The organism is Aliiroseovarius sp. ABM4_368, from assembly GCF_056161205.1.
The window spans coordinates 1-13,443 of the sequence record NZ_JBSWYR010000003.1; the positions used below are offsets into that span (position 1 = coordinate 1).

Below are 13,443 nucleotides of genomic sequence, written 5' to 3' on the forward strand. Positions count from 1 at the left end.
GGCGTCGATCGGGGCTGGGTCCACTACGACCGTCGCTGTGGCCGTATCACAGTTCGTCCCGTTCAAGTTCTCACAGATCGTATAGGGATAGCTGTAAGTGCCTGCCGTCGTACCGGGGGCAACCGTGATGGTCCCGTCCGCATTCATGGTGATCGAGCCGTCAGTTGGGCTGGGCGCTGTGCCAGGCGTCAACGTGATGTCTGCTGGATCAACCGGCAAACCTGCCAGCGTATCATTGTCCAGAACTGATGCGGTATCCCCACCCGCAAACCCGTTTACAGCTGCCAGCGTGTCATTGACAGCGTCAATAACCGGAATGTTCACGCTCAGATTTGTCGTCGTTTGGTTGTTGGCAGCTGTGCCAACATCAATACCATTGCGGTCGTTGATTGCGCCGGTTTGGCCGGTGAACGTAATCGATGTCTCGGGGCTGCTGACAGGCAGAAGATAATCAAATGTACATACAATTTGGTTCGATCCCCCTGAAGCCGAAACATCAGCAGGCGTGGTTGGAGAGCAAGACAGCGACGAAATAGTACCTGCTGAAGCAGAAGGAGCACAGCTTGCATCATATGCAAAGTTCGGACCGGTGTTGCTACAGATCAACGTCAGGCCGGTATGGGTTGTGCCTTTGTCGATCGCTGCAGGGAACGAAGTAAATGATGGCGTCATGTCCGACGTTTCACCCGAAACGCCAAGGAACCAGCCTTCGGCGCTGATGCTGTTCCAGACAACTGCGTCTGGGCTTGCCATATAGACACGGAAATACACACGGGTGATGGCATCCCCGATAATTCTGACCGAACCACATGCCGCACCGCTGGCCCCTGCACTACAGCTTGTGCCCGAGGTACCGCCATTTGAAGGCGTTGACGCATTGATCGAGCCGCCCGAAACGGTCAAATTACCATTGGTAGACAGAAGCGCGACTCCGGTCGCGCCGATGGAGGAGCCAGAAACAAAATCCAATTCAGCTGAAAAGTTTTTGCCGCCGCCGATACCGCCCAGCCCCGCGACGTGAACAACAACGTTGGAAACTGGGGTGTTAAAATCCAGTTGCAGATCCGCGAAGTAATTTCGTCCAGAGGAGGGGGCTCCGCCCAAAAGCAATCCGTTGGTTTGAGCTTCAAGCAAGAAAGCATGGTTGATCGACGCATTTATACCGGTGCCGGGGGTCACAGTAGAAAGGGATGTAAAATGGCTGTTCTGTGCACCACCAAAGAAGTTCATGGGTGCCACATGAGGGTCGCCCGGGAAAGTGCCACCGATCATCAGGCCGTTTGAGGCAAAGTTCGCCGAATTTGCATATTGTTGGTTCAGAACACGCAGGGTCGCCGTTGGCGTTAGCGCAGATATAGACGCCGACGTATTTCCGGATGGGTTGTTCGGGTTATTAAGTAGATTAATTGTCACTGGGCCTTGGGTTGGAGACGCAGGGGCTGTTCCGCCACCCCCTGCGAACATCTCGGTTGCAGACTGTGCGAAAGCCGCGCTACCAGAAACCAGAACAATCAAGATCATAACCTTGATGGTCAGAAAAAACTTACCCATTTTTGCCACTGCCCCAAACACATTAAGATTACGTTACGTGAACATTATTCACTCACTCGCTGACAAGTGAATGTTTGCGGCGAAATTAAGACAATTTAAGGGAGAACTGTTACATTACCAGCACTTGCTACTTATGGTTGCATTTTCATCGCATCATTTCTCGACCTATAAGCGTTCAGCCGAAAACAAACGGATCGTGGGATCTCTCGCTTGGTAAAATGCCTGCGACCTCGATTCGCATACGCGCTCGGGGGACGCGCTGTTACGAACTTAACAAGAATAGTTTCTTGCCAGTGCCGAGCAAGTGACTGCCTGTTTTCTCGGCTCCCAAGTCATTGAAAGAAAGTGCGCTTTGCCGGAACCTGTTCATGAAGCACCTCTGACACGTAAGCTCTCTTTATGTCGATAAAGGTAGTATAGCCGGATTGGGGCTGTCGACTGGGAAGCTCAATCTGAAAATACAGCAGTCGGGGTTAGTTGCTCGAAGCAGGTTTCGACAAGTGGGCAATGATCGTCTGTCTGCCAGTTTTGTCATTTTATGCTCAGATCGGAAAGGTTACAGCTCACCTATGGCAAACCGAAAAAGGACCGCAGTTTTTCGCACCGGCCGGCAAGTTCGTTAGCCGTGTGGTGATAACGGCCAGAATGTCTAACAACAGTTGGTTCTAGAAATGTGGAAGGACGCCGCGCATGGCACGAAGGTCCACTGTCAGAAAACGAGCAAAGCTTTGCAAAGCTGACAGTATGTGCAAACCTGACCTTCGCGTTTACAACGATGAACTACGATTCCTATTCGAATTGCTGTGCAACCGCATCAACTGCGAAATAAGGATATCCGAAATTTCAAACTCCAGCATCTTGTCACGTGCAGACGCAAACACCATTTCAAGCCCCTATTAAAAATTTAGGCACAAAATATATGGCATCATACAGTGGTTTTCTACGCAAAGCGCCCAGCGCGCGGTTAAAGAACTTTCTTGAGACAAAGGGCGTCGAAGTGCCCAAGGGGTTCGACTGGAATAGCGCTGGGCGAAGCAAAGCATTTGTCGCTGATCTCAACGAGGTGATCGATGATTTGCCCGACCGCCAGCAAGATCGCCTTAAGGCCGAACTGGATCATTTGGCCAGCCTCACCAATGACGCGGTGATGGTGAGCGCGGAACAAGTTTGCCCGACAATGGGAATTGATCTGGAAGGCTTCGAGGGCGTGCAAGATGTGCTGTTGAAGCTTGCGGTGGATCACCCCCAAGCCTTTGAACGGGTGGCTGTGCAGGCCTCGCTGAACCGCCGGACGGGTGGCAGGAACTGGTCTGCATTCCAGTTTGACGACGATGGAACGGCTTGGGCCTTGGAAAATGAAGATGCGCGCGCGGCATTCGTGGGTGAGGCAATTGAAATATTAAAGCTGCCAGCCCATCGCAAGCGCGAGGCGGATTGGTATCAGGCCGTGCGTGTTCACCCCATTACGGGCGAGGAAACCGAGATTGTTCAGGCCACGATCTATGTGGAAGACCGAGCAGAAAGTGAACTAACCTTTGGCGCGTCGGATAGCTTGCAACGTCAAGTGTTTCAGCGGGTCTTAGAGGTAGGCATCGCCTGCAACCCAGCCGAACGCATTGTCGAGATATGCGCCGCTGGTGGAAAGAAAGTCCGCGATGAATACGCCCAAGCCTTCTCTAAGCACTTCGCGCCTCATTCGGAACCACCTGTAGAAGCGCCCCGCCGCGAGGTGTCGCTGGATACGTTGCGATCTGATCCAGACTTTGCAGTTGAACCGGCGGATGGCGTGGAGGAAGTCGAGGTGTCGTCGCTGGACTTTTTCTCAACTGGTGGCGGCTTCGCCCGATTTGAAAAACGCGGTGATGGCGAAACGATCTATCAGTTTCTTGATCGGCGGTTTGGCGGGATTTCACCGACCAAGGCAGGCGGTTGGACGATTGTCGCTGCAACGTTGCGCATCCGAATGGCCCCGCAGGATGGGAAGCGCCGCAAAACGCTCACTGTGACTTTGCGTTCTCCCAACACCACGACGATCCCGAACAAAACCGATACCGACTATCAAAAGGCTCTGAACCTCTTGGAGAAGTGGAAACTTATCGCCCCCACCACGCACGACGTAGATGTGATCGAGGTGGATTGATTGAACGCCGTATCACTGCTTTGCGAGATCATCTCACAGAATGGGAAAGTCGCCGCGCAAACCTTTCGCGAGGATGAGCGCTACGGCGCTTTGCTGGACGCTGGTCTGCTTAAACGCGATGGTTTGGTACAATCGCTCCTTTGCGAGAACTGTGAAACGCCCCACGACGCCGCGATTGAATACGAGGCGGGATCCTATGGCTACTATTGCCCCGACCTTGGATTTGTATCGCTTGAACGTGCTGAACTTGTCGCAATGCGCCCTAACCTTGAAGCCCTGCTGGATCAAATGGGCGTTGCTCTTGGGTGTGATCCACGAAGCGCGCAACAACTTGGCCCACAAACGTGGCGCGCCGGATTAGTGGATACACTCGGTGGACGGGCGGTAGTCTATCTACACCCACGCCTTCTGGGCAGTGATGATCTGGACGCACTTGAAAGCGCCTTGCGAGCTGAAATTCGGCACGACTTCACACTCATTCTTACGGCTTTCGGAACGTTACCGTATCGCAGTGCCACGGTAATGAAACTGCCCCAAATTCTAGACTTGAAAGCAGACGCGGCATATTTGACCGCGCGGGCGAGCGTGGACCAAGCGGTAGGCACACCGTTAAGACGCACCGGAGGGCGACCGAACCTTCATGGCCAGCGCATACAATCGATGCTTTCTGAGCGTGCCCGGAGCGGACGAGCCAAAGAAGGGCGGAACGAGGAGGCAAAAGCGGTTCTCGCGGCCTATGTCGCGCAATATCCGCATGATTCAGCGCCCAAACTGCCCACTGTAAAAGGTTATGTCACAAAGTTTCGGAATGGATGCAAACTGGATGAAAACTGACACTCTGTTTTGATCCAACCAGCGTCCGGCACGGTTCACACATCTTCTAACGATGGAGTATGAACCATGGCAGACTTGCACGAAACACCCCTGAAACACGCCCCTATTGCAGTTTCTCCTGACGAGGCCGCGCGACTTGCTGGCATCGGGCGCACAACGCTTTACGCGGCGCTGGCCAAGGGCGACTTGCCCAGCATTAAGATTGGTACGCGGCGGCTTGTCCGGGTGGACGCAATCCGCGAATGGCTGGCAAAGCACGAGGCCTGAGAACCGATGCCAAAGCTAGCCAAACTAAGCGGTATCAAACGCTTGCATTCCTATACAATTTTACAGGCGGCGGGTGTCACCGGCGTCTCTGAGCGCACCATTCGCGCTTGGATCAAACAAGGCTTGGCCGCCATGACCGATGAGAGGCCAACTTTGGTGCGCGGTGATGCACTCATCACCTTTATCAAAAGCCAGAGGAAGGCGCGAAAGTCTCCATTGTCGCTGGATGAGTTTTACTGCCTGAAGTGCCGAGAGGCCCGAAAACCAGCGGGAGGGCTTGTAGATTGCGAGACCAACGGAACACGCGCCAAGCTTACAGCAATATGTGAAACCTGTGGCACGATCATGCACAGACCCATCGCGTACAACTGCCTGTCTGACGTCTCAAACACCTACGATGTGACGATGGTTAGCAAGCCGGTTCACATAAGCGCAGCTGATCACAAAACAAGCACCCAGAATCGACACTAAAGAGGCGGACAGATGCCCCCCTATTTTTCCACTTATAGCCCATGGCGATTGTCGGGGTTTTTGACAGGCAAGAATTGAGCAAACTGGAGGCTCGAATGACCAAGCAAATCAACGAAAAAAATGAACGGATCAAACGCGATTTTCTGATCTTTCGAAAGCTCTCACAGCAAGTGTCGGAGAAGACCTTAGATCGCGAGGTCGCCCATCTTGAACGCTTTGACGTGTGGAACAATCGTAAAGATTTTGCCAAGTTCCACATTGATTGGGCGGTCGGGTTTCGGGAACATCTGGATCACGCCAAAAGCGCGACGGGGAAACCGCTGGCCAAATCCACAACCCGCGCAATCATGTCCACGATGCGGGAGTTCACCTTATGGCTTTCACAGCAAGAGGGTTTTCGGCGCAGGATCAAGGCCGTCGATGCCAGCTACTTCCAGCTTTCCCGGCGAGATGAGGCCGAAGCCCGCGCAGCGCCCGAGCGCCCTGCACCAAGCCTTCATCAAGCCAAACGAGCCTTGGACAGCATGCCCGGTGAAACGCCGCGCCAAATGCGCGATAAGGCGATTTTCGCGCTTCTGTGCCTTACCGGCATTCGGGTTGAAGCGCTTACCTCGCTCAAGATCAAGCATGTTGACTTAGCAGAAAAATCGGTGACCCAAAATCCGCGCGAGGTGGCCACTAAGTTCGGCAAACGGATCGACACCTTTTTCGCCAAAGACTTGAGCGAGGCCGAGGCACCTTTGCGCCACTGGATGACCTATCTCGATGAAGTGACGCTCTACGGTCCAGACGATCCACTGTTTCCAGCCACCGCACTGACAGCGCAAACCAATGAAGGTTTCAAAGCCTGTGGCTTCACCCGCGCCCATTGGAAGACCACTGAACCCGTGCGCAGGGTCGTTAACACAGCCTTCGAGGCTGTAGGCTTGCCTGCCTATGGCCCACACTCATTCCGTCATATGCTGGCCCGTCATGCTGCGAAAAACAGTAAAACAGTGGCCGAGTTCATCGCCAACGCCCAGAACCTCGGCCACACTGACCCACTCACCACGCTACGAAGCTACGGACAAATCAGCCGAGATGACCAAAGGCGACTGATTACAGGCGAAAGCGAATGAGGAATGCGGCGGATTTTTCCAAACCAAACACGCGTAAAGTGTGGGAACATATGTGGGAACGATGCACACAACGCGCCACATTTTCTTTATATTTCAATATGATAAGGGCGCGCGATGGCGGAGGAGGTGGGATTCGAACCCACGGTAGACTTTCACCTACGTCGGTTTTCAAGACCGGTGCATTCAACCACTCTGCCACTCCTCCGACAAAGTGACGCTTACCGCCCTATGAGCGATTCTGAAAGTGCAGAAATCACGCGGGAAGGTGCTCATGTGGCAACGAAGGGATTGCCGGTCTTTTCTCGCGCGATTGTTGTGTTTAGACTGCGGGCAATATCGGGGGGCACCCCGACCGAGCAGTGTGGATCAAAAGATCCAAAGTAAAAGATACTAGGGGCGTGATATGTCGATAAAGACCACCTTTAAAGTGGCCATGGCACTGGGAGGTGCCTTCCTTGTTGCCGCGTGCGACGACACCAACCTTCCCGGCTTTATGAAGAACGCCAAAGATGGCAGCGAAAGCGCCCGCGCGTCCGCCCAGCAGGGTAAGGCGAAAGAACGTGACGTGGAAGCTCCCGATATTTTTCAGGCCAACGAAAAGGGTCTGTGGGATGGCCGCCCCAGTCTGGGTGGTGTTTGGGTCGCGCATCCAAGCGCGACAGACCCGGAACGCGTGATCATTCGCAACAAAGAGAACGGGAAATTTGTGGTCGGTGCGCTGTTCCGCCGTGAACGGGAAATTCCCGGCCCGCGTTTGCAGGTCTCGTCCGACGCGGCGCAAGAGCTGGGCCTGCTGGCCGGTGCGCCCGCAGAATTGACGGTGACGGCCCTGCGCAAGGAAAAGGTGCCCGAGACGCCCCCGCCCTCAGAAGAACCTGTTTTGGACAACCCCGAAGAGATCTCGCAGACCTCGCTTGATGATCCGATCGCGGCGGCTGAAGCGGCGTTGGATCGCACCGAAAAAACGACGCGGCGTGTTGGGGCGAAATCAACGCCAAAGCCTGCACCGAAGCCCGCCGCCAAAGCTGCTGCGGCTGCCAAGCCCGAGGCAGCGCCTAAACCCGCCGCCCCTGCGCCATCGGGCAACCTGTCAAAGCCCTTTATCCAGATCGGCATCTTCTCGGTCGAGCAGAACGCCAAAAACACTGCCGAAAGCCTGCGTGGGGTTGGGGTCATCCCAACGATCAAGCAGGGCAACTCGAACGGCAAGACGTTTTGGCGCGTTCTGGCTGGACCGGCGTCGTCTAGATCGGAGCGTGCTGATCTCTTGAAAAAAGTCGAGCGGCTTGGCTTTGCCGACGCCTATTTCGTGACCAACTAAATCCGGGTGCCCGATATCGTGGAGCCACGCCCAGACAGACCAACCAAAGGACACCACCTGACCATGTTTCGTCGCCTGTTTCTAAGCATCTCGGCCCTTGTGGCTTTGGTACCTCTTGCCGCCCTGCCCGCGCGTGCGTTCGAAACGCGCGCGACCTCGGCCTATGTGCTGGATGTGACAACGGGCACGGTTTTGATGGAGAAGAACGCAGAAACGCCCCTACCGCCTGCATCAATGTCCAAGCTAATGACAGTGAACATGCTGTTCGAGGCACTGGCGGATGGCCGCGTGACCCTGTCGACCCCGTTTGGCGTGTCCGATCGCGCTGCCAATATGGGTGGCTCGACCATGTTCCTGACCCGCGGCGACCGCCCCACGGTCGAGGATTTGCTGCAAGGCATCATCGTGCAATCCGGCAATGACGCCTGTGTGGCCGTTGCCGAAGGTTTGGCTGGTACGGAAGATGCGTTTGCCCGCATGATGACCGATCGCGCACGCGACATGGGGCTTGAGAACTCTACCTTTGGCAACTCGTCCGGCTGGCCGCATCCGATGCAGCGCATGTCGATGAAAGATCTGGCGCTTTTGGCGCGCCATCTGATCGTCGATTTCCCAGATTACTATCAGTATTTCTCGCAGACCGAATACCACTATAAGGGCCGCGCCCCGGACAACCGGTTCAACCGTAATCCTTTGCTGAACCTTGGGATCGGCGCGGATGGGCTGAAAACCGGGCACACGCAGGAAGCAGGCTATGGTCTGGTTGGTTCGGCCCGTCAGGGCGACCGCCGCATCGTCTTTGTCATCTCGGGCATGAATTCGGAAAAGGAACGCGCGGACGAGGCCGAGGCCATCGTCAATTGGGCCTTCCGCCAGTTCACCATGAAGACCACCGTAAAGGCCGGTCAGCGTGTGGCCGAAGCGCCTGTCTGGCTGGGGTCCAGCGAAACGATTGGGCTGGTGCCGGCCGAGGATGTAAACCTGTTGATCCCTGCAGGCCAACGTGATGGCATCAGCGCCACGATCAACTGGACCGGTCCAATCCCAGCGCCGATCGCACAGGGGCAGGAATTGGCCCAGATGGTGATCAGCCGCGATGGACTGAGCGATACGGTCATTCCGCTTTATGCCGAGCAGGGTGTTGGAAATGCTGGCTATCCCAAGCGCCTGACCACCGCCGCCGAGAAGGTACTTAAGCTGGTGATGGGTGGCGACGTACCGCCCCCGGCAGTGGTTCCCGGCGCAACGCCGACCACGACGAACTAAATCACAATGAGCGGATTATTCATTAGCTTCGAGGGCATCGACGGCTCGGGCAAGTCCACGCAGGCGCGCCTGCTGTCGGATGCTTTGCGCGATGCCGGCCACGATGTGGTGCTGACTCGCGAACCCGGAGGCTCTGCCGGGGCCGAGGAAATCCGCGCCCTTGTGCTGGAAGGTGATCCCGACCGTTGGTCGGCCGAGACAGAACTGCTTTTGTTTACGGCTGCCCGCCGCGACCATCTGGAGCGCCTGATAAACCCAGCCTTGGCCGAGGGCAAAATCGTCATCACAGACCGCTTCGCCGACAGCACGCGCATGTATCAGGGCACGCGGTCTGGCGACAAACGTGCGCAGGTCGATGCGCTGCATGATCTTATGATCGGACGCGAACCAGATGTGACCTTCCTGATCGACATGGACCCGGATCTGGGCCACGCCCGCGCCAAAGGCCGTGGCGGCACAGAGGAACGGTTCGAGGATTTCGGTGCCGAGCTTCAACACAAGATGCGTGCTGGCTTTCTGGACCTGGCTGGGGACCATCCCGACCGGTTCCGCGTAATCGACGGCACCCGCGACATAGACGTGGTCGCCGCTGACGTGCTGACCACCGCGCTGGCTGACATCAAGGCCCACGCATGAGCACCGATCCCGACGACATCCCGCAGCCCGACCGGATTGAAGGTGCCCCGCACCCGCGCGAAGCCACCCGCCTGATCGGGCAGGACGCGGCGGAACAGGGGTTTCTAACGGCCTATAACTCGGACCGGATGCACCATGGCTGGCTGATTTCCGGCCCGCGTGGCGTCGGCAAAGCCACACTTGCGTGGCGCATCGCGCGCTTCCTGCTGGCCACGCCCCCGGATGATGGTGGCATGTTCGCCGCCCCTGTCCCGGAAACGCTCGACATCTCGCCTGATCATCCCGTATCGCATCGGATCGCGGCGCTGTCGGAACCGGGATTGTTCCTGCTGCGCCGCCCTTGGGATGAAAAAGCGAAGCGCCTGAAGAACGAAATCACCGTCGACGAGGTACGCAAGCTGAAAAGCTTCTTCGCCTTGTCGTCGGCTGGTGGCGGTCGGCGCGTGGTGATAGTCGATGTCGCAGACGAGATGAACACCAACGCGGCAAACGCTTTGCTGAAACTGCTGGAAGAACCTCCCGAAGGCGCGGTTCTGCTGCTAATCAGCCACCAGCCCTCACGGCTTTTGCCGACCATCCGCTCGCGCTGCCGCGAGTTGCGTTTGCCGCCCTTGGCCCCCGATGCGCTGGCACAGGTCATGGCCGGTCTGGATGAAACGCCTTCTGCGGACGAGGTTTTGCGCCTGAACGAACTGGCCGCAGGATCAGTCGGTGACGCGCTGAGGCTTTTGCATCTGAACGGGCTGGGCACTTACTCGGATCTGGTTCAGGTCTTTCAGTCCCGCGATTTCGACCGCCCCCGCGCGTTGAAACTGGCAGAAAGCGCCACGGGCAAGGCCAATGCCGACCGGTTCGCGCTGATTTTGCAGTTGTTTGACCTGTTTTTGGCCCGGCTGGCGCGCCACGGGGCTGGGTTCCAGCCGGAAGCCGAGGCTGCTCCGGGCGAAGCGGCCTGTCTGGCCAGACTGTCCCCTCACCCGCAGGCAGCGCGTGCTTGGGCCAGTTTGCAGCAAGAATTGTCGGCCCGCGCAGGCCATGGGCGCGCGGTGAACCTTGACCCTGCTGCGCTCATCCTTGATATGGTTTTCAGGATCAACGATACGGCCGGTAAGCTGGCCGCCTGAGGCAAGGACGCCCCCGATGAGCACGCCCAAGATTACCGACAGTCATTGCCATCTGGATTTCCCCGATTTCGAAGGCCATCTGGACGAGGTCATCGCCAACGCCGCCGAAGCTGGCGTCGCGCGTATGGTCACGATCTGCACGAAAACGGCCAATCTGGCGCAGGTGCAATCCATTGCCGAAACCCATGCCCCTGTTTTCTTCGCCGCCGCCACCCACCCGATGAGCGTGGCGTCCGAACCCATGGTCTCGGTCGACGAACTGGTGGCGCTGGCAGATCATCCCAAGTTCGTTGGCATCGGGGAAACGGGGCTCGACTATCACTATACTGCCGAAAGCCGTGACGTGCAGATTGAAAGCCTGCTGATCCACATCGAGGCCGCACGCCAGACTGGCCTGCCCCTAATCATCCATTCACGCGATGCCGATGAGGACATGGCCCGCATCCTGACCGAGGAACACGGAAAAGGTGCGTTTGACTGTGTGATGCACTGCTTCAGCTCTGGCCCGGAACTGGCACAAGCCGCGCTGGATCTGGGTTTCTACCTGTCCATGTCCGGCATCGCTGCCTTCCCGCGCAGCAAAGAGGTGCGCGAGATCTTCGCCGCCGCCCCCGTCGAGCGCATTCTGGTCGAAACCGACGCGCCCTATCTGGCCCCGCCGCCCCATCGCGGCAAACGCAATGAACCGGCCTTCACCGTGCACACCGCCAAAGTCGGGGCCGAGCTTTACGGGCTCAGATATGAAGACTTCGCCGCACAGACCGAAGCGAATTTCGAGCGGCTGTTCTCCAAGGCCGCAGCTTATCAGGTGTCTGCATGACCGAGCTGTCACCCGGAACTCATTTCACCATCCTCGGTTGCGGATCGTCCGGCGGCGTGCCGCGTTTGGGCGGCAATTGGGGCGATTGCGATCCAGAGAATCCCAAGAACCGACGCACCCGCTGCTCGGCACTTGTCACGCGCGTAGGTGACGATGGCGGTGTGACCCGAGTACTTATTGACACCTCGCCCGACATGCGCAGCCAGCTTTTGGATGCAGGCGTGGGTGCGCTGGACGCGGTGGTCTATACCCACAGCCACGCCGATCACATGCACGGGATCGATGACCTGCGGATGATTGTTTACAATATGCGCAAACGCGTGCCCGTCTGGGCCGACAGCCCCACACAGACCGCGCTGATGTCTCGCTTTGGCTATGCGTTTGTACAGCCCGAAGGGTCAAGCTATCCGCCCATTCTGGACCTGCACGCGATCCGTGATGACGAGGACGTCGTGATTGAAGGTGACGGCGGCCCGATCCGCCTGACCCCGTTCGAGGTCCGCCACGGCAGCATGGATGCGCTTGGATTTCGCATCGGCGATCTGGCCTATTTACCCGATGTAAGCGAGATCCCCGAGGACGTGACCCATGTTTTGCAAGGGCTTCAGACCTTCGTCATCGACGCGCTGCGCCGCACGCCCCATCCGACCCATTTCAGTCTGGACGACGCGCTGCATTGGATTGCACGCACCGGGGCCAAACAGGGGGTGGTGACCAACATGCATATCGATCTGGATCATGCCACGGTCGAGGCCGAGACCCCAAACAACGTTATCGCGGCCTTTGATGGGTTGGTTCTGCCCGTTCAGCATCCATGAACGCGCTGATTGACATCGTCCTGCCGGTCTTTCTGGTCGTCGGCTTTGGTTATGTTGTGCGCTGGCGCAATGTGTTGTCGGACGACGCGGTTGATGGGCTTATGAAGTTCGCCCAAAGCGTGGCGATCCCTTGCCTGCTGTTTCTGGCCATCGCACGGCTGGATCTGAAAGCCGAATTCAATGCGCCCTTACTGCTAAGTTTCTACACAGGGGCCTTGGCCGGCTTCTTTGCCGGTTTGCTGGGCGCACGATACCTGTTCGGGCGACCGTGGCCTGACGCTGTGGCGTTCGGATTTGTATCGCTCTTTTCAAATTCGCTTCTCTTGGGGTTGCCCATCACAGAACGCGCCTTCGGGCCGAACGCTCTGGCTGGGAACTATGCCATCATCTCTATCCATGCGCCCTTTTGCTACGCGATAGGGATCACCGCGATGGAAATCGCACGTGCGCAAGGCAACGGCGCGCTGCAAACTCTGCGCCAGATCGGACACTCGATGATCCGCAACATTCTGGTGATGGCTATCGCCGCTGGGTTCGTGGTGAATCTGGCGGGCATTCCCCTGCCCGGCGTGTTCGTCGAGGCCGTGGGCCTTGTCGGCCGCGCCGCCCTTCCGACCGCCCTTTTTGCCTTGGGGGGCGTGCTTTACCTGTACCGGCCCGAGGGCGATCTGAAGATCGTCGCTTTCCTATGCGCGGTTTCGTTGGTTCTGCATCCGGCGATCACATGGGGGCTGAGCAGCACGTTCATGCTGGAAACAGATGCCTTCCGATCAGCCATCCTGACCGCGGCCAGCGCGCCGGGCATCAATACGTATGTCTTTGCGAACCTCTATGGCGTGGGCAAACGCGTCGCGGCCACGACAGTTCTGGTTGGCACCGCGTTGTCCATCTTTACGGTCTGGGGCTGGCTTGCCCTTTTAGGCACGTCTTGATCCGCCCATAGAGGCGCATTCACACCTATTGTTACCGCTCGAACGACGCAAGGCCGTTTTCGTAACATATCTGTTGTGACGAATCGTCATCTGGCATATATTCGACCAAACGGTCAGCTATACTTCGAGCCGCCGCCATGCTTCT

At 57.3% G+C, this 13,443-nt stretch carries 13 protein-coding genes and 1 tRNA gene; 12 read left to right on the plus strand and 2 right to left on the minus strand.

The features are described 5' to 3' along the window. Window positions 1–1,551, minus strand: a 1,551-nt coding sequence (locus tag ACXAH3_RS09335; protein WP_474861820.1) for a hypothetical protein, incomplete at its 3' end; no start/stop codon positions are given. Between the two features lie 919 nt (window positions 1,552–2,470). Here ACXAH3_RS09335 and ACXAH3_RS09340 point away from each other — a divergent pair. The 5 genes from ACXAH3_RS09340 (at window position 2,471) to ACXAH3_RS09360 (ending at window position 6,381) form a co-directional block, all read left to right on the plus strand. After that, window positions 2,471–3,691, plus strand: a complete 1,221-nt coding sequence (locus ACXAH3_RS09340; protein ID WP_474861821.1) for a hypothetical protein — start codon at window positions 2,471–2,473, stop codon at window positions 3,689–3,691. Then, entirely contained in the window at window positions 3,692–4,525 is an 834-nt protein-coding gene (locus tag ACXAH3_RS09345) for a hypothetical protein (protein ID WP_474861822.1), read from the plus strand. A 66-nt stretch (window positions 4,526–4,591) separates the two neighbouring features. After that, window positions 4,592–4,792, plus strand: a complete 201-nt coding sequence (locus tag ACXAH3_RS09350; protein ID WP_474861823.1) for a helix-turn-helix domain-containing protein — start codon at window positions 4,592–4,594, stop codon at window positions 4,790–4,792. A 6-nt stretch (window positions 4,793–4,798) separates the two neighbouring features. Continuing rightward, window positions 4,799–5,263, plus strand: coding sequence for a helix-turn-helix domain-containing protein (locus tag ACXAH3_RS09355; RefSeq protein ID WP_474861824.1), 465 nt, complete (start codon window positions 4,799–4,801; stop codon window positions 5,261–5,263). A 41-nt stretch (window positions 5,264–5,304) separates the two neighbouring features. Continuing rightward, on the plus strand, window positions 5,305–6,381 hold the full coding sequence (locus ACXAH3_RS09360; RefSeq protein WP_474861825.1) for a tyrosine-type recombinase/integrase: 1,077 nt from the start codon (window positions 5,305–5,307) through the stop codon (window positions 6,379–6,381). Between the two features lie 115 nt (window positions 6,382–6,496). Here the strand turns inward: ACXAH3_RS09360 and ACXAH3_RS09365 are convergent. Continuing rightward, window positions 6,497–6,586: transfer RNA gene (locus tag ACXAH3_RS09365), tRNA-Ser, on the minus strand. 198 nt (window positions 6,587–6,784) lie between these two features. On the opposite strand from ACXAH3_RS09365, the gene ACXAH3_RS09370 reads away from it, so the two are divergent. From ACXAH3_RS09370 to ACXAH3_RS09400, 7 genes are all read left to right on the plus strand, one after another. Next, complete coding sequence (locus ACXAH3_RS09370; RefSeq protein ID WP_474861826.1) at window positions 6,785–7,702, plus strand: SPOR domain-containing protein; 918 nt, start codon at window positions 6,785–6,787, stop codon at window positions 7,700–7,702. A gap of 63 nt (window positions 7,703–7,765) precedes the next feature. Next, window positions 7,766–8,968, plus strand: a complete 1,203-nt coding sequence (locus ACXAH3_RS09375; protein ID WP_474861827.1) for a D-alanyl-D-alanine carboxypeptidase family protein — start codon at window positions 7,766–7,768, stop codon at window positions 8,966–8,968. A 6-nt stretch (window positions 8,969–8,974) separates the two neighbouring features. Then, window positions 8,975–9,604: a dTMP kinase gene (tmk, locus tag ACXAH3_RS09380; RefSeq protein ID WP_474861828.1), complete on the plus strand. Its 630-nt coding sequence runs from the start codon at window positions 8,975–8,977 to the stop codon at window positions 9,602–9,604. After that, window positions 9,601–10,728 carry a DNA polymerase III subunit delta' gene (locus ACXAH3_RS09385; RefSeq protein ID WP_474861829.1) on the plus strand — a complete coding sequence of 376 codons (1,128 nt, stop codon included), beginning with the start codon at window positions 9,601–9,603 and terminating at the stop codon, window positions 10,726–10,728. Before tmk ends, ACXAH3_RS09385 begins: the two co-directional genes overlap by 4 nt. A 16-nt stretch (window positions 10,729–10,744) precedes the next feature. Then, window positions 10,745–11,548 (plus strand): TatD family hydrolase, encoded by an 804-nt coding sequence (locus tag ACXAH3_RS09390; protein ID WP_474861830.1) that lies wholly within the window; start codon window positions 10,745–10,747, stop codon window positions 11,546–11,548. Then, the gene (locus tag ACXAH3_RS09395) at window positions 11,545–12,366 is read left to right on the plus strand and encodes an MBL fold metallo-hydrolase (RefSeq protein ID WP_474861831.1); all 822 of its coding nucleotides are present in this window, start codon (window positions 11,545–11,547) and stop codon (window positions 12,364–12,366) included. Before ACXAH3_RS09390 ends, ACXAH3_RS09395 begins: the two co-directional genes overlap by 4 nt. Continuing rightward, window positions 12,363–13,298 (plus strand): AEC family transporter, encoded by a 936-nt coding sequence (locus tag ACXAH3_RS09400; protein ID WP_474861832.1) that lies wholly within the window; start codon window positions 12,363–12,365, stop codon window positions 13,296–13,298. The genes ACXAH3_RS09395 and ACXAH3_RS09400 overlap by 4 nt, the downstream gene beginning before the upstream one ends. Window positions 13,299–13,443: the final 145 nt, after the last annotated feature.